The sequence below is a fragment of the Mesorhizobium sp. ESP6-5 genome, from assembly GCF_020164695.1.
Lineage (GTDB): Bacteria > Pseudomonadota > Alphaproteobacteria > Rhizobiales > Rhizobiaceae > Mesorhizobium > Mesorhizobium australicum.
The window spans coordinates 1-1,394 of sequence record NZ_JAIUGR010000032.1; the positions used below are offsets into that span (position 1 = coordinate 1).

At 58.4% G+C, this 1,394-nt stretch carries 1 pseudogene; it reads right to left on the reverse strand.

Annotated elements, in window-relative coordinates:
* Positions 1-563: 563 nt before the first annotated feature.
* A pseudogene (locus LB524_RS28745) lies at positions 564-825 on the reverse strand (type II toxin-antitoxin system ParD family antitoxin); the annotation flags it as partial.
* Between the last annotated feature and the right edge of the window lie 569 nt (positions 826-1,394).

The following is a 1,394-nucleotide window of genomic DNA, read 5'->3' on the forward strand; positions in this document are numbered from 1 at the left end:
CGGCGCACCGCCCTCGTTCGTGAGGCGTATATAGTCGCCACCAACCAAAACTGTCAACACCGTTCCCAAATGTTTTTTCGATTTATCGTGGAGATATCCACGGGGCTGAAATTCGTGAGTTGGCTAGGCTGAATTCCCCCGTCGCTTTCACGGTTGTTTATGCGTGGGTTCCCACTTTGAGCTGACGCCTGGCATGCTTCGCTTTGAAGACTGCTGCCCGCCCACGGACCTCGCCCGAGCGGCTTTCAGCGCCGATTCTCCAGCAATTCCGGTGTGATGTTCCGACCCGCGTAGAAGATGCCTGGGGATCAGCACCTGCTCATCCTTGATCGCGAAGGCAATGCTGACCGCCCGCCGACAACCAACAATCCGCGGCCCAGGCATGATCTCGATCCGCTCAGTGCCTCGCTGTGGAAAAGTCGCTAAGCCGAGACAATGGTTCCTGGATACCACGACAAAATTCCAGGCGATCGCTGGCGACGGCCGCTCGGCTATGCCGTCGTAGAGCTGTTGGAGTTCGGCTTGTGCCGCGGGATGAAAGACGATCCGATATTCCGTTCATACTCGGCCTTAGCCTGTTTCGCGCGATGGCGCGCTTCGAGGCTGGAAAAGACCGTTTCGGCTGGAATTCCCTTCGTCGGATTCTGCTGGAGCCGCCAGGCGTGCGGGAATTTCCTCGCGCAACCACTTTTGCCGCTCCGCCTCGAAGTCATCGAGCATGCGTAGGCCGGCGCGGACAACCTCGCTGGCATTGTTGTAGCGGTCTGATTCGAGTTGCCGCTTGATGAATTGCTCATGGTGGTCGTTCAAAGCGTAATTGGGCATGGCACCTCCTGGAAGATATTATGTGGCAGAGGAGTATTCTGCCGCCTCGAACGCGTTTCACCGTCACCACGCGCTCAAGCGGGGTCACCCGATCCGGCAGAATTGAAATAACGATTGGGACAGTTCTGTGGAGCGGAGGGCCGCAGCCCGTGCTACCGGCATCCGAAAGCGTGTGAGGAGACCAGCTGAGTTAAAGCCCAACCGGCCAATCTGTTCATGCTTGGCGGCCATCGATCTTGAACCCCGTCCCCATGGCCTTCGCTGATTTGATTTGTCCCGCGCGTCGGCGGCGCCTTTTTGCCGGTCCTGAACAGAGTGGATCGACTCCACGGCGATCCGGATAGGCAACGGTCCGCCGATTTGGACTCTGGCGGCCGTTTTCTTTGTGAGGTTTTGTTGGCTTGGTTTGGGGGGCTGATGGGTTCGAATTTCTGTGCGGAGAGATCGGAACGCGAACGGCCCGCCGGCATTGAGCCAGGCGGGCCGTTTTGTTTGGTTGCGGGGACAGGATTTGAACCTGTGACCTTCAGGTTATGAGCCTGACGAGCTACCGGGCTGCTCCACCCCGC